12 protein-coding genes are annotated in these 17499 nt (G+C 72.9%); 6 read left to right on the top strand and 6 right to left on the bottom strand.

What is annotated here, in order from left to right; genetic code table 11:
* Nucleotides 1–18: 18 nt before the first annotated feature.
* From ACFYO8_RS05950 to ACFYO8_RS05960, 3 genes are all read left to right on the top strand, one after another.
* Entirely contained in the window at nt 19–846 is an 828-nt protein-coding gene (locus ACFYO8_RS05950) for a TrmH family RNA methyltransferase (RefSeq protein ID WP_387256841.1), read from the top strand.
* 573 nt (nt 847–1419) lie between these two features.
* Nucleotides 1420–2094, top strand: coding sequence for a hypothetical protein (locus ACFYO8_RS05955; RefSeq protein WP_355095325.1), 675 nt, complete (start codon nt 1420–1422; stop codon nt 2092–2094).
* Between the two features lie 272 nt (nt 2095–2366).
* Complete coding sequence (locus tag ACFYO8_RS05960; RefSeq protein ID WP_354867993.1) at nt 2367–2918, top strand: hypothetical protein; 552 nt, start codon at nt 2367–2369, stop codon at nt 2916–2918.
* Nucleotides 2919–2948: 30 nt separating this feature from the next.
* Here the strand turns inward: ACFYO8_RS05960 and ACFYO8_RS05965 are convergent, their stop codons facing one another.
* The 4 genes from ACFYO8_RS05965 to ACFYO8_RS05980 all read right to left on the bottom strand — a co-directional run bounded on the left by ACFYO8_RS05965 (nt 2949) and on the right by ACFYO8_RS05980 (nt 7510).
* A complete protein-coding gene (locus tag ACFYO8_RS05965) occupies nt 2949–4520 on the bottom strand; it encodes an AAA family ATPase (RefSeq protein ID WP_354867990.1) in 1572 nt (523 codons plus the stop codon).
* 15 nt (nt 4521–4535) lie between these two features.
* Nucleotides 4536–5126, bottom strand: a complete 591-nt coding sequence (locus ACFYO8_RS05970; protein WP_354867987.1) for a hypothetical protein — start codon at nt 5124–5126, stop codon at nt 4536–4538.
* 144 nt (nt 5127–5270) lie between these two features.
* Nucleotides 5271–7049, bottom strand: coding sequence for a hypothetical protein (locus ACFYO8_RS05975; protein WP_354867985.1), 1779 nt, complete (start codon nt 7047–7049; stop codon nt 5271–5273).
* Nucleotides 7046–7510 (bottom strand): hypothetical protein, encoded by a 465-nt coding sequence (locus tag ACFYO8_RS05980; RefSeq protein ID WP_354867983.1) that lies wholly within the window; start codon nt 7508–7510, stop codon nt 7046–7048. The genes ACFYO8_RS05975 and ACFYO8_RS05980 overlap by 4 nt, the downstream gene beginning before the upstream one ends.
* 400 nt (nt 7511–7910) lie before the next feature.
* On the opposite strand from ACFYO8_RS05980, the gene ACFYO8_RS05985 reads away from it, so the two are divergent.
* The 3 genes from ACFYO8_RS05985 to ACFYO8_RS05995 are packed head-to-tail and all read left to right on the top strand — an operon-like array spanning nt 7911 to nt 13773.
* Nucleotides 7911–8093, top strand: coding sequence for a hypothetical protein (locus tag ACFYO8_RS05985; protein ID WP_354867981.1), 183 nt, complete (start codon nt 7911–7913; stop codon nt 8091–8093).
* Nucleotides 8090–10000 (top strand): caspase family protein, encoded by a 1911-nt coding sequence (locus ACFYO8_RS05990; RefSeq protein ID WP_354867978.1) that lies wholly within the window; start codon nt 8090–8092, stop codon nt 9998–10000. The genes ACFYO8_RS05985 and ACFYO8_RS05990 overlap by 4 nt, the downstream gene beginning before the upstream one ends.
* Nucleotides 9997–13773, top strand: a complete 3777-nt coding sequence (locus ACFYO8_RS05995) for a CHAT domain-containing protein (RefSeq protein ID WP_354867976.1) — start codon at nt 9997–9999, stop codon at nt 13771–13773. Before ACFYO8_RS05990 ends, ACFYO8_RS05995 begins: the two co-directional genes overlap by 4 nt.
* 3 nt (nt 13774–13776) lie before the next feature.
* Here ACFYO8_RS05995 and ACFYO8_RS06000 read toward each other — a convergent pair whose 3' ends face one another.
* Nucleotides 13777–16536 carry a CHAT domain-containing protein gene (locus tag ACFYO8_RS06000; protein WP_354867974.1) on the bottom strand — a complete coding sequence of 920 codons (2760 nt, stop codon included), beginning with the start codon at nt 16534–16536 and terminating at the stop codon, nt 13777–13779.
* Nucleotides 16533–17210, bottom strand: a complete 678-nt coding sequence (locus tag ACFYO8_RS06005) for a Crp/Fnr family transcriptional regulator (protein WP_354867971.1) — start codon at nt 17208–17210, stop codon at nt 16533–16535. The genes ACFYO8_RS06000 and ACFYO8_RS06005 overlap by 4 nt, the downstream gene beginning before the upstream one ends.
* Nucleotides 17211–17499 lie beyond the last annotated feature (289 nt).

A 17499-nucleotide genomic window follows, 5' to 3' on the forward strand; every position in this document is an offset into this window, starting at 1 on the left:
TGGGGTTGAATCGGCGACGTGGCGAAGACCCTGACGATCACCACCCGGAACGCGAGCTTCCAGCAGTGGCAGGCGCTGCTGACCAACCGCACCAAGCGGCAGCGCTCCGGGGAGTTCCTGGTCCAGGGGGTACGCCCGATCACCGTGGCCCTGGAGCAGGGCTGGGAGATCCGCGCCCTCCTCTACCCGGACCGGCAGCCCCTGTCCCGCTGGTGCCGCGACCTGCTCGACGGCGCCGGCGCCAGGCGGGTCGCGCTCGCGCCGGAGCTGATGCGGGAGCTGAGCGGCAAGGAGGAGGAGTCACCCGAGCTGCTGGCCGTCGTGGCGCGACCCGCTGACGACCTGGCCCGCATCCCGGCCGGGCCGGCAATGCTCGTGGTGGTCTTCGACCGCCCCAAGACCCCGGGCAACATCGGCACGCTGATCCGCTCCGCCGACGCCTTCGGCGCCTCCGGTGTGATCATCACCGGCCACGCCGCCGACCCGTACGACCCGAAGGCGGTCCGGGCCAGCACCGGGTCGCTGTTCGCCGTACCCGTGGTGCGCGTCGCCAGCCATCGAGAGGTTCTGGACTGGGTCGCCGCGGTTCGCGCGGACGGGCTCCCGCAGGTCCAGGTCATCGGTACGGACGAGCACGGGGACGTGGACGTCGCCGAACACGACCTGACCGGCCCCACTCTCCTGCTGGTCGGCAACGAGACGCACGGGCTGAGCAAGGGCTGGCAGGAGGCCAGTGACCGGATGGTGCGCATCCCCATCGTGGGGGCGGCGAGTTCGCTGAACGCGGCGGCGGCCGGAACGGTGGCGCTGTACGAGGCGGCCCGGCAGCGCGCCGAGCAGCGGTAGCCCAGCCGGAGCGCGCCGATTCCGACATGGGTCGGCATGTGCGCCGACCGTCCAGGCGACTGTCGGTGCCGACCGTCCCGTCGGCATCAACACTGATCGGTGAATGGTCACCGGCTTGGTGGATGTCGGCGACGCTGCGTGCAACTAGCTTCGGAGACGGCCAGATGACGACTCGGCGATCCGGCAAGGGGTGCCATGACCGATCACGAACCGGCCGCCGCGGGAGCGTGGGACCTGTCCTCGCTGCTGTCCACGCAGCCGGCTTCCTCGGCGGATCCCCCGGCAGCCGAGCCGCCGCCCCGGCCAACCGCACCTTCCGGCGCCGATCAGGCCGTCGACACTCCGGCCGCCGAGATCACTGAAGCACTCGCGCCCGCCGAATTCGTCACGCCCGCCGAATTTCTCACGCCCGCTGAGCCTCTCACGCCCGCGGAACCTCTCACGCCCGCGGAACCCGGCACGCCGACGGCGCCGGCGGACGCCGAAGGCACTCCGGCGTGGATCCGGGATGCCGCGGCGACGCCCGCACCGGGCGCCCAGCCGAGCCGGTTCGTCGACCAGCCGGACCAGCCGGTGTATCCGGCGGTCCCGAACCGGCGTGTGGTGCTGGTCGGCGGCGCCGTCGCCGCTGTGCTCCTGGCGGCGGTCGGCGGGATCACCGCCGTGACGATGGCGAACCAGGACGATCGACGGACGCAGCCTCCGGCCGCGGCACCGTTGCCGCCCGACGCCGGGTTCACCGAGTTTCCGGCCGCGACCACCACCGGCGACACGCCCTTGCCCGAGTCCACGCCTACCGAGCCGGACCCGGAGCCCTCGACCGACCCGGCGACCGGTCCGGAGGACGAAGCGCTGGAGCAACTGGAGCAGCTACGCCGGCAGGACGCCCTCGCGATGGTGTTCGACGGCCGGTTCGCCGCACAGCTCGCGTCGAAGAGTGTGGGCATCGTGGATCCGCTTCAGACCACCGCCGCCGGTTCGCACACCTTCACCGCGGCCGACATCCTGGCCGAGCACCTGGCGCTGCGGTCCGCCCCGAGCCGGGGCACGAGCGTGGTGCTCGTCCTCAGCACCGACTTCGGAAAGCGGCAGCTCTACCAGGGCAAGCCCCTGTGGGTCACGTTCGCGCTCGGTGACTTCCCCACCCGGGAGTCGGTCCAGCGCTGGTGCGCGAAACGGTTTCCCGACCTGACCGGGGAACGGTTGACCAACCAGTGCGCGGTGCGGAAGCTCGAGGCGCACCCGTGAGCGACGTTCCGCCGTGGGCGCGCGCTCGGAGGCGTACGGGCACGAAGCCGTCATCCCCGCCGCCACCGACGAGCAGGCGGCGTGTCGTCGGACCGGCCGGCGACGCGGACCCGGCGCACACGGGACCGCCACCATCCGATCGAGCCGGCTCCAGCAGGCGGCCACCCGGCCCGGCCGGAGCCGGCCCGCCGAGCGGTGAGCGCCCTTCCACCAGCGCACCACCAGTGGCCGCACCGCAACCACCGACGCCCACCACACCGGCGGGTCCGCTCGTGGGAGTCCTGCTGGGGCCGATCCAGCCGGACGTCGAGACCCGCCGGTTCCGCGGCGCCATCGTGCTCTCCTGCGCCGCCGTACCGACCATCGTGCTGACTGCGGTGCGTGCCGCCCTGGGCACCCTAGACGGCGGCGTCGCCGCCGCCGGGCTGCTCGTGCCGCTCGCGCTGGCCGCCGCCGGCCAGGTCGCGGCACGGCTCAGCCGCCGGTACGCGCGCGGCCGGCAGGACGGCGACGTCACGGTCCGCCGGTTCCGGATCCGGGTTCCCGACGGCGGAACCCATTGGTACGCGCTCGAAGGCGGCGTGCCCGACGAGGCCCTGCACGCCGGTGACATCGTCCGAGCCCGGCGGCGCCGGCGGGCGGACGTGGCAGTGGTACGCGAACTCGACGTCCTCGCCACGCTGGAGGGCCCGGTGATCCGGCACGTCCGGGGCCGGCCCGGCAGCGCGTATCTCGTGCGGGCGTGGATCGATCGCCTCTGCCTGGTCGTCGCGGCGCTGGCCGGCGGCGGCGCCCTCGTGCTGGCGGCCGGTCTGCTGGCATGAGTCCAGGCGCCCGCCGCACCGGGCCCGCGCTCAGTCGCCGAACACCACCACCCGCCGGCCCTGCGCCGGGCCGCCGGACGGGCCCGCGGCGGCGCCGGGCATCCGGCCCGCCGGCACCGCCCGTTCCCGGCCCCAGCCACGGATCTCCTCGATCTGTTCCGGGTTGGTACGGCTGAGCGGGAACGTGTTGGCGAACGTGTCGATGACGAATTCGCTGCGCAGGGCGGCCGCCCCACCGTTGAGCATGACCTCGGCGCCCACCTCGTGCAGGGCCGACTCGATGTCGCTGCCGGCGAACCCGTCGGACATGCCGACCAGCTTGTCGAGCAGTTCCGGTTGCGGCTCCTGCCCGACGTAACGCCGGTAGTACAAGGCGATGATCTCGCGACGGTCCTGGTCTTCCGGCAGGTCGACGAAGAACAGCTCGTCGAACCGTCCCTTACGCAACAGTTCCGGTGGCAGCGAGCGGACGTCGTTCGAGGTGGCGACCACGAACACGCGGTGCGCCGACTCCTGGAGCCAGAACAGGAACTGGCCGACCAGCCGGCGGCCCACACCGGTGCTGTCGTTCTGACCGGCGAGGCCCTTCTCGATCTCGTCGATCCAGAGCACGCAGGGCGCGACCCGGTCGGCCGTCTCCAGCGCCTCCCGCAACCGGCCCTCGGACTGGCCGACGTACTGGCCGAGGATCGCGGCGAAGTCCAGCCGGTACAGCGGCAGGCGCCACTCGCCGGCGATCGCCTTGGCCGACAGCGACTTGCCGCAGCCGGGGACGCCGACCAGCAGTACGCCGCGCGGCGGGCGCAACTCGCTGCCGCGCAGGTCGGCGACCATCAGCTTGTGCTTGCGGCGTAGCCATTCCCGCAGGCTGGTGAGCCCGCCGACCTGGCGGTCGGCTTCCCTGAGGCGTACCCGTTCCAGGCCGGCCAACGACCCGAAGTGCTTGTCCTTGAACTCGGCGAGGTGCTCGACGTCGGCGGTCTCGACGCTGCCGCGGGTCACCAGCGTGGCCATCACGTTGATCGCAGTGCCCTCCGGCACCCCGACCAGGAACTCGGCCGCGCGGCGGGCGTCCTGCTCGGTCCACGCGATCGGCACGATCCCGTGGTGGTCCCGCAGGAACTCGACGATCACCTCGTACATCTCGTCGGCGTCGGGCAGGTCCAGCGTGACGGACATGCCGAGCCGGCTCAGCCCGCTCCACATCGGGGTGTCCGAGATGACGACAAGGCTGCCGGAGTTGGCGTCGGCGAGCCGGGCGAGCTCGGCGACGTGCCGGGTCACCGAGTTGTCGCCGCTGAGGTCCTCCGGGTCGACGAAGATCACGGTGGCCTGAGCCCGGCTGGTGAACTGCTGCGCGGCGAACTCGAGCGCGCCGGTCAGTGACCGGTCCTCCAGGGCGGGAGTGTTGTGCCGCAGGTCGCGTACCCCGGTGGCACGGGTGTAGATCCAGAACGGGAGCGCGGACCGTTTCGGGTTGGTCGCCATCTGCCGGACCAGGCGCAGTGCGCGGGTCTGTTCGATGGTGCGCACCCCGATGATCGGCACCCGGGCGGCGATGTAGCTGTCCAGGTCATGCAGGGATTCGGCGTAGTTCGACACGATGCCTCGGCTTCGTCAAATGATCACCCGGCGCGCCGGCCGGTGCGTGGGGGCGATGTCCCAGCCACCCCCGAGGGCGGCCGGTGTGGTGGTGAGGGCGTTCTCGCGTACGGTGCGCAGCCGGGCCTCGACGGCGGACCGCGGCGTGCCGGTGCGTTCCAGCCGCACGATCTGGTCTTCGAGCGACGTCTGCAGGGACCGCACCTGGGCCTCGATCACGTCGACGAGCCGCTGGCGCAGCTCGCCGGGGAGTCCGGGGTGTCCGGCGACCGCCCGGATCGGCGCCAGCCGGGCCCGCGCGTCGTGCATGGCACGGGCCGCGGAGAACTCGTCCCGGGCCCCGCTCAGCTCCCGCGACAGCAGGTCGGCACCCGCTTGGAGGCGCTGCGAGAGGGCGTCGGTGAGCCGGAGGACGAACCGTTCCCAGTTGTCGCCGTGCAGATCGTCGTCGGCGATCGCGGGCAGGGCCGCCGGATCCGGGGTGGCGCCGGCGGCCCAGTTCTCCAGGAAGGCGGCCCACGCGGCGTAGTGGCCGCCGGTGGCGTACACGATCAGCTCCGCCGTGAGCGCTGGACCAGGATCTCGCCGGGCGGCAGGGGATCCCACGACGGCAGGCTCGTGACCACCCGGCGAACCCGGCTGGTGGAGCGAGGCTGCTGCGGCGCGGACTGGCGCGCCCACGGCACCGTGGCGTCACCAGTGCGCTGCCCCGGTACTGCCGATGCGGTCGGTTCGGGCTTTCCGGTCACCTCAGACTCCTCCGGTGGTGTCGGCTTCGCCGGCTACCCGGCGTTCGAAGGGGGACGCGGCGGCGCCCGACCGGGACAGGTCCTCGATGAGCGCGCGTACCGCCGGCTCCCTGCTGTCGGCAGTACGGAACGCGGTGGACCAGTCGATCACCTCCGCGCTCGCGGCACGCAGTTGCAGGATCGAGTCGTGCTTGGCCTTGGCGATGAACCGGGCCGCCTCCTGCTGCCGGGTCGCGGCCGTCTGCGATCGCACGTAGAGCACCAGGAACCAGGCCACCGCGACGGCCAGACCGAGCAGGATGCCGACGGTTTGCAGACAGAGCGTGAACACGACGAGCGCGGCGGCGCTGACGATCCCGGGAATGATCGACTGCTTCATCCAGTCGAACCCGAGACTGGCCAGGTACGGCTGGGAGGTGCGGTCCCAGTGTTGGGCGAGCGACTGCTCCAGCTCGGCGAGCGGCCGGGTGAACGAGCCGACCCAGCGGGGCAGCTGGAAGGCGCGTGCGCCTGGGTTGTGGGTGCTCTGGAAGACCGCCTCGACGTTGGTCGGCAGGCCCTGCCGGTAGCTCATGCTGAACTCGGCGTGCGCCGTGGCGAACCAGTCGTGGCAGAACGCCACCGCCATCCGCTGCGTCGATCGGGAGACGCCGATGCCGGCCGGGTTGAGCGCCGACTCGGACTGGATGGTCAGGTAGTCCAGCGTGCTCTCCAGCGCGGCGAGGTCGGCCGGCACGTCCTGATGCGCGGCGGCCAGGTCACCCTGGTGCCGGATGATCGCCTCGTTCAGCGCGTAGTCCCGGCGCAGCGGCAGTTCCTCGTCGTCGTACTCGTTCACCAGTTGGTCGAGGATGTCGTCGACGGCGTCCTCCAGCTGACCGGCCACCACGGGCTCCTCGGCCGCGAGCGCCGAGTACTTCGTGATCAGGTTCTGGTGCGCGCCGGCCCGGGCCAGCGCCTCGGCCATCGCCGGGAACTGCGGCGAGAGCGCGGCGAGGCGGGGGAACCGCTCCGGCGTGGGTGCGGCCACGTGCCGCTCGACCTCGGCACGCCACCGGTCCACCTGGGCCCGCCGCATCGCCTCGTCGTCGAGAAGCTGCGCCTGCCAGGCCTCCAGCCGCTCCTGCACCATCGCAAGGCCGGCCGGGCCGAACGCACCCTGCGCGACGCACTCCAGCACCACCGCGAAGTGCCGGCCCAGCCTGGTCGGATCCTGCGCGGCGAGGTACTGGCGCAGCCAGCGCACCGAACTCTCCCGTCGGCCCTGCCGACGCAGGACGAGCGCCATGAACAGCGAGGTGCGCCCGGGCGAGCGCCGGAACGCCTCCTGGATCGCCCGGTCGCACAGATCCGGCTCGTCACCGGCCCACGCGCCCATCGCGACCAGGACCGGGGCCAGCCAGTACCGCGGATTCTGGATCATGAGCTGCTCGCTGACCGAGCGCACGGTCTCCTCGGAGAGCAGGCCGACGTCGAAGCCCTGGAGCACACCGACCGCCGAGCGGCGGACCACCTTGTGGTGGCCGAACTGATATTCGAGCCGGCTCTCGATGGTGCCCTTGTTGGTCAGCGCGTTCTGGAGGTTGTCGGCCTTCCGCGCCTCCAGGACGAACCGCTGGAAGTCCGCGATGAGCCGGGCCAGCTCGTTGTGTGTCTCGTCGGCGCGCTGCCCCACGCTGGCCACCTGGCCGCTGACCAGGTCGATGCGGGTGTTGAGTTGCACCGTCAGGTTCTCGAGGCGGTTCAACTGGCGGGACAGGCCCAGGTCGTTCGTGCTCACGATCGTCCTTCCGATCCGCCGACGACGGAGCCGTCGGGCAGTACGGGATGCAGGGTGCCGCTGGCGTAGACCTCGATGTACGCGTACGCGCCGGTCCGGGCGAGCATCCGCGCCTGTGCGAACGGCTCCGGCATCACGTCGCCCGGGGCGTAGTGCTCGACGATGGAATGGAACAGGTCCAGCCGGTGGTCGACGTACGGCGGGCCCAGGTAGCAGGTGGCGACGAAGCCGAGCGGCACGTCGCCGAACTCGCGCTCGTACTCGTCACGCACCCACTTGGCCAGTTCGGCCCGCGCGCCGGCGTCGAGGTGACCGTCGAGGCGCCGGACCGCTTCGAAGAGGCCGGCATGCCGCCGCCTGCGCCTGTCACGGCTGGTGGCCTGTTGTTGACGACCGAGTCCGGTGACGTCGAGTTTCGCGTTCAACGGCGCCTCGACGCGTCGCCGGTGTGCGGATTCCATTATTCCTGGGACCTCGGATTCTTCCAATGCGGAACGTGTACGCCAGACTTCGTCGTATCGATACGGATCGCAAGGTCCATCGCGCCACCTTCGCTGATCCAGATGAATGGACCGCCCTCGCATGATCGGTGGGGACGTCCGGACGACCGGTCCGATTGACAGGACTACCGGTTCTCGACCCCACGTCGAACCTGCCACGTCCCTGCTGGTGGATCCCGGATTAATCCGGGATCCACCTACGACCACGGTCGATGATGGACGCCCCCGCCCGACCGGAGGGCGGCCACCGGATCCTTGTCGGCATTTCCCAGGCGTGGCAGACTTGCGCCGCCTCACCGATTCCCCGATCCCATTCCGGCGCGGTTCCGCGCGCCATTTCACCCCTGACCTGGAGTGGCCCGTGACCATCACCGGCACACAAAGGCATCCGGGCGCGCCGTCGCCTGCCGACGAATCGTTCATCGCATTCCCGCTCGTCTCGGCGGCGGCGCCGAACGCCTGTGAGGTGGCCGAGTCGGATGCCGGACAGAACCTGCCGGGCAGCGACCTCCGCGGGCGCGGCCGGTGGTGGGCGGCACGATGACCGTGTACGCGCTGATGGTGGGCGTGGACGCCTACCGGGCGGTCAGTCCGCTCCGGGGCTGCCGGGCCGATGTGACGGCCGCCCAGGACCTGCTGACAGCCCAGCTCAAGGACACACCGCCGGTGGTTCGCACGCTGCTCGACGGCGACGCCACCCGGGCGACGGTCATCGACGGCATCCGGACGCACCTCGGCCTCGCCGGGCCGGGCGACACAGCGCTCTTCTGGTTCGCCGGGCACGGTTCACAGGCACCCGCCCCACCCGGCCTGTGGTACCTCGAACCGACCGGCATGGTGCAGACCCTGATCTGCGCGGACAGCCGGGAGCACGGCGTACCCGACCTGTACGACAAGGAACTCGCCGTGCTGCTCGGCGAGGTGGCGGCCAGGGGCGCGCACACGGTGGCGGTGCTCGACTGCTGCTACGCCGGCGGCGCGGCCCGCAACGAGGTACCGGAGCAGGAGGCCCGCGCCCGGTACGTTCCCGCCCGCCACGACGTACCCGACATGGCGGCCCTGGTGGCTGCCGCGCCGCTCGCGGCCGACGCGGAGTACGTCGCCCTGGCCGCCTGCCGCTCGTTCGAGCTCGCCCAGGAGTTTCCGCTGGACGGCCTCACCCACGGTGTCTTCACCTGGGCGCTGCTGCGCGCCCTGGCGCGGCTCGGACTGCACGCCACCAGCCGGGACCTGCTGACCCGGGCCCGTTGTCTGGTCGAGGACGTGGTCCCGCGCCAGGTCCCGGAGCTCTTTCCACAGGTTCCCGGGCCCGGCGACCGGCCGTTCCTGGGGGGTCCCCTCGCCGCGGGCGGCGCCGGCGTGGTGATGCGCCACCTGCGCGGCGCCTGGGAGATCGACGCCGGCACCTGTCACGGCCTGCCCCCCGGCACCGGCGACGGGGTGCGTGTCGCCGTCGCGGGCGAGCCGGTACGCCGGGAGGCCCGGGTCGTCTCGGTACGCACCGAGCGCAGCCTGGTCGAGCCGGCCGGCTGGGAACCCGACGAGGAGAAGCAGTACCCGGTGGTGCTGGCGAGCATGCCCTTGCCGGCCACCACCGTCGCGGTCGACGGCGCCGAGCCGGTGGTCCGCGCGTTGACCGAGGCGATGGGACCGTCCCCACACGTACGGCTGGCCGTCGCCGAGGTGCCCGAGCTCCGGGTACGGGCCGAGCCCGACGGCCGGATCCGGATCCTCGGCACGGACACCACACCTGTCGCGCCGGAGATCGCCGGCGGCCCGGCCGCCCTCGGCCGCGTCGTCGAGACCCTGGAACACATCGCCCGCTGGCGGCAGGTCAAGGCACTCGACAACCCGCTCTCCGCGCTTGCGTCCCGGGTGCGGGTGGAGATCGTGGAGGCGTGGCCGGGCGAGCGCCGGGCGCCACTGGACCGCAGGCCGATCCGGCCCGGCCCGGACGGATCGGTACGGCTGAACTACCGCTGGTCGGGTCACGGCTGGACCCCGCCCACGGTCTTCATCCGGCTGCACAACCACGCCGACCGTCCGCTGCACTTCGTCCTGCTGGACCTCACCGACCGCTATCGGGTGTGGGCGGGTCTCTTCCCCGGTGGACGCGTCGAGCACGGCCGTGCGGCGGCGGCGCTGGAGGGCCGCCCGGTCCAGGTGGGTCTCCCGCCGGACATGACCCCGGCGCCGGGCCGGGAAGTGCGGGACTGGTTGAAGCTGTTCGTCGCCGAGGAGCACTTCAGCTCCCGTCCGTTCGAGCTGCCGCGGCTCGGTGATCCGGGGCTCTCGGCGCGGCGCGACGCGATCGGGCTTCGCGGCGTGCTCGACCGGCTGGGGCGGGCTGCGGTGCACCGCGACGCGAGCGCGGTTGCCGCCGACGACGTGTACGACTGGGCCACCGTCACGGTTCCGATCCGGACCGTCGTTCCGGAGGGCCGGCCGTGACCGCCGACTTGCCCGAGCCCTCGATCGACAATCAGATCGCCTGGCTCACCGAGGCGTTCGAACGGGCCGAGGGCACCGAAGACCCGGCCGACCTGACAGCCGTCATCGACCTGCTCACCCGCCTGCTGGCAGACCATCCGGACGACCCGGACACCGACGAGTGGAGATTCGAGCTCGGGCTGGCGTACGGCAGGCGCAGCCTGCTGACCGACGACGCCGCCGACAGCGAGCAGGCCCTCGCGGTGTGGGAGCCGCTGCGGGCGGAGACCGCGCCGGGCAGCCCGGAACGCGCGTTGGTCGCCGCGCATCTCGCCCAGGCCCACTGGGACCGCTGCCGTCTGCGCCCGGACAGCGGCCCGACGGAGTTCAGCCACGCCGCCGAGGCGGTCGACGAGCTGCTCCCGGACGTGGCCGGCACGGATTCGGCCGCCTTCGTCACGCTCCACTCGGGCATGCTCCACCTGCTCCTGGCGGAGCAACTCGGCGACACGGACCAGTTGTGCCTGGGCAACTCGATGCTCGCTGCCGCGCTGCCCGACGCCACACCTGAGACACCGGGTTACCCGCTGGCCGCGTGGATGTTCTGCTGCGCCGGCACCGAGCAGTTCCTGCTGGAGGGCGACCCGGCGATCCTGGACCGGCCGATTGCCGAGGGCCGCCGCGCGGCGGACCTCCTCCCGGCGGACTACGACCTGCTGGTCGATCTGGCGGAGGCCTACCGGCACCGGTGGGAGGCCCGCGACGACGCGGCCGATCTCGACGAGGCGATCGCGTGTCTGCGCCGTGCCCCCGACGATCAGCCGGCCGAGTTGGCGGCGGCGACCCGCGCGGTCTGTGCCGAGTTGCTGCGCCTACGCGCCGTCCGAGACGGCTCCGCGGCGGACGCGGACGCGGCGGTACGACTGCTCGAGGAGGCCGACGAGCTGGCCCCGGGCCAGTGGGGACAGGAACTGGCCGGTGTCCTCTTCGCCCGCTGGCAGATCAGCCAGGCGTCGTCCGACCTGGAAAGGGCCAGTTCCTGCATCGACCGGGTTCTGGCGGCCGGACCGGCGGCCCCGGACGTGCTGGCGCAGACCCACACGTTGCGGCTGGTCATCAGCGACGGTCAACTGGCCGACGAGTGGCGCCGCGAACCGGGCCGGGCGCCGGCAAGCGGTTCGCGGGCATGCCGTGAGGTGGAGGCGGCCCGGCAGGCATGGCCGATCGTCGACCGGCAGGCCCGGCCGCACCCGCGTGCCGCGTTCGCCATCGGCCTGGCCCTCGCCGAGATTCACATCTGCGCCTGGAACCCCGGCGCGCTGCCCCTCGACCGGGTCGTCGCCCTCCTGGACGCCACCGAGGGAACAGACGGCCTGTCGCCCGAGCTGGTGGACCTGCGCAACCTCGGCCGGAGCATCCTGTCCTACGCACGGGAAGCCCAGCATTCGGGCCGGTGGGACGAGAACGGGGAGGGGTTCCAGGCCGCCCGGAGCCTCGCGCGCCCGGACGCAGACCCCGAGATCCGGTCCCGGGCGCTGGGGATGCTTCACCTGATGCTGAACGGCGTGTTCACCCGTTCCGGTGACCTGCGTGCGCTGCGGACGGCCGGGGAGCAGGTCCGGTCCCACCGGACGCCCGCCGGTGAACCGGACCCGGAATCCGTCCTCCTCGCCCGGTTGCTGGAGCTGGGCGCCCCGGGCCGGGACCCGGAGGAGATGGCGGCGGACGCCGCGGAGTTCCGCGCCCTGCTGCGGGATCCGGAACTCCCCTACTGGGCCCGGCAGGCGATGCCTGTGGCCGAGGCCCTGGCCGGCACGTTCGCGGCGGCGAACGGTGAGCCGATCGAGCCGATCGAGACCGTCGCGGACGGGGACACCTGGAGACGGTCGGCTCAGATGCTGCGGCTCCTGCCGGCCGTCGTGTCGGCTCTCACCCGACGCGACGTAGCCGCCCTGCGCACGGCCGCCGACCAGCTCGGGAAGCTGATCGAGCTACTCCCACCGGAGCACATCGGTCAACTGGGAGCGGCGGTGTTCGCCGGTCGCGCCGAGCTCGGTGTCGCCGGCCTCGACGCGGGCGACACTGCCGCGGCCGAGCGCGGCGTGCGGCATCTGGCCCGGGCGGTCGACCTGCTCGGCGGCCCGGACGACCGCCTCTGGTCGGACACCCTGATGACTTACGCCGCCGCGCTGCGGACCGCGAACCTGCCCGGCGGCCCCCGCCACGCCGACTCCCGCGAAGCCGGCCTGAGCGCCCTCCGTGGCGACCTGGGGCAGGTGCTCGTGCAGTCCGGAACCGACGACGCCTTCACGGCCGCCCGCGACGCCGCGGGTCACGCGGTCACCGTCGCGACCTGGTGCCGTCAGGACACCGCCGACGACGACCTGATCGCCGCCCTGGACGCCGGCCGAGGGCTGGTCCTGCATGCCGCCATGTCGTCACGGCTCGTCGCCGACCAGCTCGCCGCCGCCGGCCGCGAGGATCTGGCCGTGCGGTGGCAGCGTTCGGCCGGCTACGGACACGACCGGCTCACCGGTACGCCGTTGAGCGCCGTCCCCTCGCTCGTCGAGGTGCCGGACGACCTGCGGGCGCAGGCACTCAGGACACTCCTCGACGAGGACCGGAGCGGGATCCTCCACCCGGCCCGGCCCGCCGAGATCCGGGCGGCCCTGGCCGCGGTCGGGGCCGACGCACTCGTCTACCTGGTGCCGACCACGCCGGACGCCTCGGGTGCGGCGGTGCTCGTACCCCGCGACGGCGATGTCGACGTCCTCGCCCTGCCCGACCTGCGGCTCGACGCGGCCGCCGGCTTCGGATGGCACACCGGCCGGTTCCGCGACGCCCAGCCGGCCGAGCCGCAGGCGGAAACGGCGTCGATCGACGAGATCTGCGCCTGGGCCTGGTCGTCGGCGATGGACCGGCTGGTCGCCCACGCGGAACGGTGGCGCAGCGGGGACCGACCGGCACGCCTCGTCCTGATTCCGCTCGGCCTGCTGGCCACCGTTCCCTGGCACGCCGCCTACCGCAGCGACGGGGCCGCCCGGCGCTACGCGATCGAGGACCTGGTCGTCTCGTACGCGGTCTCGGCCCGCATGTTCTGCACCAGCGCCCACTTCCCCATCCGGCCGGTACGCTCCGCGCTGGTCGTCGGCGACCCGACAGGCGAACTCGGCTTCGCCGCCGCCGAGGCACGAGCCGTCCACGCTGCCTTCTACCCGGACGGCACCCACCTCGGCGGCGACGTCCCCGGTGACCCCGAGGGCACCGCCACACCGGCCCGGGTGCTCTCCTGGGTGTCGTCGGCCGCGCCCGGCCCGTCGCTGCTGCATCTCGCCTGCCACGGCCGGGTGGATCCGCAGCGGCCCGCGGACGGGCATCTGGTGCTGGCCGGTGGCGTCCTGCCGGCCCGCCGGCTGCTCGACGAGTCCCGCGTCGCCGAGCTGTCGATCGAGCGGGTGTTCCTGGCCGCCTGCACCACCGGCGTCACGCGCACCCAGCACGACGAGGCGTTCAGCCTGTCCACGGCCTTCCTGGCGGCCGGCGCGCGTACCGTCTTCGGGTCGCTGTGGGCGGTGCCGGACGCCGAGACCTCGCTGCTGATGTTCATGGTCCACCACTTCCTCAACGCCGAGGGCTGCGACCCGGTCGACGCGTTGCACCAGGCTCAGCGGTGGATGCTCGACCCAGATCGCCGGGCGCCCTCGGGCATGCCGGCGGACCTGAGCCGGCAGGCCACCGGCGGCTCCGTGGCGAGGCCGGAGTCCTGGGCCGCCTTCACCCACTCGGGACGGTGAGCGTCACCAGCCCAGGTGCAGGAATCCCGCCCAGGTCGACAGGTCGTCACCGTCGAGGTCGGCCACCCGGCGTGCCAGCACCGCCGGCATGCCCGCCGGAACCGTGCGCTCTCTGTCGGCCATCCACCGCTGAGCCCGGTTCAGCGCGTCCGCCGGCCGGCGACCCTCCGCCCGCAGGTAGTGGTGTGCCATGAACATCAGCAGCGAGGTGGCGTCGCTCGGCACCGGCCACAGCGACCCGAAGACGGTACGCGCGCCGGCCGCCAGGAAGGCCGTGGACAGGCTGAACGCCTCGTCGAACGTCCCGCTGGGGACGCTTGTCGTGCAGGCGGCGAGCGCCACCACACCGATCGCCCCGTCCTTGCGGCCTTCCAGGAGGTCCCCCGCGGTGAGCCGGGCCCCGCCGGCCAGCAGCAGGTACGACCCGTCGATGCCCTGTCCCACCGCGCCGTGGCAGGCCAGATGCAGCATCGGCCGTGCCTGGCCGGCGCGGCGCAGCCAGGCGAGCACCGCCTCGGGGGTGGCCGTCGGCGAGGCCCCGGAGCTGCCCGCGTCGTCGACGAGCAGCTCGGCGTCCGGGTAGAACGCAGCCCGCACGGCGAGCGCCTCGGTCCGGGCATCCGGCAGGTCGTGGGTGGGATCCCCGACCACCAGTCCACTTCCGTCCTGCGGGATCGGCGGCCGGTCGGCGTTCTCGCAGAGCAGCCGCGCCGAGGGCGCGTAGGAGAACTCGGCCTGCTGCACCGCGTACCAGCCGTCGTGGTCGCGCGCGGCGTGCCAGGGCACGGCGGCGAGCCGGCCCATCGGTACGAGCAGCAGCCGCGGCGCCCGGGACAGGCCCCAACGCCCGGTCTCCGCGAGCAGCGGGCCGATCGCCACGCGCCACGCCCACCCCGCCAGCCGGTCCAGGGCGTCCCGCCACCTGGTGACCGGATCGGCGGTCTCGTCGCCGGTGTCCTCGCCGCCCACCTCGCCCGCGTCGCGGGCCGCCAGCAGGCGGCTGTATCGCTGCACCGGGTCGTCGTCGGACTCCACCAGGGACGGCAGGGACAGCGCGAACGGCTCGCTGCCGTTCGGCAGGATCACCGCCGCACCGGGCACCCCGAGGCGCCCGGGCACCAGGTAGACGAGCGCGTCGTGGCGCATCGCCCGCAGCGCCGTCCGGATCTGGTCGAGCGACGGCGGGTCCAGCACGTCCGGCACCGGCACGTCGCCGAGGTGCGCACCGGTGAGCACGGCCAGCACGTCACGCCGTACGTCGGGGTCGGCACTGCCGGTCTGCCAGCGGCGGGCCAGCTCGTCGTGGCCCAGCGCGTGCAGCCGGGCGGGGATCCCCGTGGTGACCGTCGCGGCGTACAGCATCAGGCAGCGCCCGGCGTCGAGCGCGGCCACCGCGCCGCCGGCGTCGCCGTCGGCGAGGCACCAGCGGGCGACCTCGGTCGCGTCGTCCACCGCATGCCGGGCGGCGGCTGTGGCGTCGGCGGTACCGGCCTGCAGGAGCACGCTCCAGGCGTGGCCGCGCAGCGCGCGTTTCCCGGTCTCCCGGCCCTCGGCGCGGCGGCCGGCCAGCCGGTACGCGTGCGCCGAGGCCATCTCGGCGAACGCCCACATCGGGTGCGCCACGTCGCCGGCCGCCCGGCGGGCCGTCGTGAGCCGGCGCAGTGCCTCGTCCAGCATCTCCCGGCCGGCGCCGAGCTCGTAACGCGCGCAGAGGAACCGGCCCAGCGTGGCGTCGATCATCGGTCGGTGCGGGTAGTCGGCGGGCGCGATGTCGGAGGCCCGGCGCAGCTGAGCCACACCGCGGGCCAACTGGTCGGCGTCGCGCCGGTCGACTGCCTTGCGGCAGATGCCGGTGCCGGACACGAAGAGGCGGAACGCCCGCTCGCCGGCCGACAGGCCGGGCTCGTCCACGGCGTGGCGCTGCGCCGGCTCGACACCGGGCGTGTGTCCGCCGGGCGCCTCCATGACCATCGCACCCGCGTTGAGGTACCGACGCAGCGCCAGGGTGCTGGGTGCGTCCGGCGGTAGCCGGTCCACCAGGTCGATCAGTCGCTGCAGCGAGTCGAACGCCTCCCCGGTCTCGCCGCGCTGAGTGGACGCGAGAATCTCGGCAGCCTCCTGCATGATCTCGGCGAACTGCCGTTGTTCACCTGTCACCCCGGCGTCGAGCATTGCCTGCACCCGCGTGCGGACCTGCCGGACGTCGTCGTAGAAACTCCGATCCTGCCCGCGCTTGACCAGCAGGGCCATCCGCAGCGCCACGGCGGCCGACGCGAACGGGCCCCCGGCGGTACGGGCCACCAACTCGTCGGCCCGGTCGAACGCGTCGTCCGCGTCGAAGTCGGCGTCGTCAGTCAGCACGGCGCCGGTGTCGACCAGGCCGTGAAGCAGAGCCGCAGCCGTCTCCTCCAGCCCGATCGAGTCGATCGTGGCGTGTTCGCGGGCGGCCCGGAACTCCTGACCCCGCATGGCGGCATGCAAGGCACACAGGACCAGGGCCTGACCGACCACGGCACGCTCCGGGCCGGTGAACGCGGCGGCGGCGAAGTCGGCTTGGGCGCGGACCAGCGTCTCCGGATCGCCGTCCACCTCGTAGCGACGCAGCCGTGCGTACGCGCGGGCCAGCAGTTCGGCGCGGTCCAGCGGAGGCTCCGCCCGGGACAGCGTCTCCAGCGCGGCTGTCACGTCCTCCGGTGCGGCGGCCCGCAGATGCGCGACCGCAGCGACCGGATCGTGCCACCGGACGCTCAAGGTAGAGGTCACAGGGCCTCCTCGGCACGTCGGCGGAGCCGATCGGGGTCGGTGACGGTGATCCGGCGGTAGCCGGTCCGGATGACGCCGTCGTCGCGCATCCCGCGCAGCGTCCGCTGCACGGTGTCGTCGACGGCGCCGACGAGCGTCGCGAGTTCGGCGTGTGTCAGTTCGACAGCGATGCGCAACCCGCCGTCATCCGGCTCGCCGATCACCTCGACCAGCTCCAGCAGCACCCGGGCGAGCCGGACCGGCACCGGAAACGCACTGAAGTCGGCGCGACGCAGGTTGGCCCAGTGCAGGCGCCGTCCGACGGTGGCGGTCACCTCGTTCGCCACCTCGAGATGCCGACTCAGAAACGCACGGAAGGCAGCCTGCTGGATGACAGTGGCCCGGACCTCCCCGCAGGCGGTGACGGTCGCGATTCGCTGGCCATCGGTGAGCGCGGCGAACTCGCCCACGAGGTCACCCGGGAGGCGTACGGCCAACAGCTGCTCGGTGCCCCCGACCGACATGGTCACCTTGGCGACACCCTGCTGGATGATCTCGACGTGGGTGTCCCGTCCGCCCTCGATGAAGATCCGCCGGCCCGGTGAGATGACGCGCGTGATGCCGAGGGCCAGCAGTTTCCCCTGCACCTCCGGCTCGAGCCGATCCAGAAAGGAGCCGGGCGCCCACGAAGACATGCAGACATTCGAACCGGTCCATCACTACGGCGCAATGGCACGGTAGGGCCGGAAACAAGAGGGCTGTGGGCTGAACGGCCGACCGAACGACATCCACCGGTGCCTCAGTCGCAGGTGCGGCGCACCGGACGGCCGATTCGGCGGCACGCCGACTCGGTCAGCGCGGCTCGTCGATCCGTCGCCGTGCCGACCTGCCGGCCCGAAAGCAGCCAGCGCATGTCGACCCCGATCCCCCCTCGCCGAGCGCCGAACAACCGGTGCCGATCCCTGGCGTACATTCTCCGCCGTG

It is taken from the genome of Micromonospora sp. NPDC005257 (assembly GCF_042872445.1).
Classification (GTDB): domain Bacteria; phylum Actinomycetota; class Actinomycetes; order Mycobacteriales; family Micromonosporaceae; genus Micromonospora.